The organism is Rhizobium ecuadorense (assembly GCF_001187535.1).
GTDB classification, from domain to species: Bacteria; Pseudomonadota; Alphaproteobacteria; order Rhizobiales; family Rhizobiaceae; genus Rhizobium; species Rhizobium ecuadorense.
Genome location: NZ_LFIO01000990.1, coordinates 1 through 335 on the forward strand (window position 1 = coordinate 1; position 335 = coordinate 335).

Genomic DNA, 335 nt, shown 5'->3' on the forward strand with positions numbered 1-335 from the left:
TCTCTCAGATCGGCATTGGCGAGCATCGGGGGATCGAGCGCGAGCAGGAAACCGACGATACGCTCTGAGATCATGCTGGCAAAGAGATCGGCCTTGGTCGGAAACAGCCGATAGAGGGTCTTTGTGGAAACACCAGCCTCCTGGGCGATCGTGGCGATGCTTGCCGCCGCGTATCCATTCTCGTGAAACTGGGTATTTGCCGCCTTGATGATCAGGCCCCTGGTGTCGTCGTCACAGCGCAACTGCGGCCTTCCGCGCGGCCTTCTCTCAATTTGTTGATTTTGGACCATGATGATTTTCCAAATTCCTATTGACATCCATTTTATAGTGCATAT

Annotated in this window: 1 protein-coding gene; it reads right to left on the reverse strand. The window is 53.7% G+C overall.

The features are described 5' to 3' along the window. Positions 1-290: TetR/AcrR family transcriptional regulator (locus AF337_RS18330; protein ID WP_152971127.1), on the reverse strand; the 290-nt coding region annotated here is incomplete at its 3' end. Between the last annotated feature and the right edge of the window lie 45 nt (positions 291-335).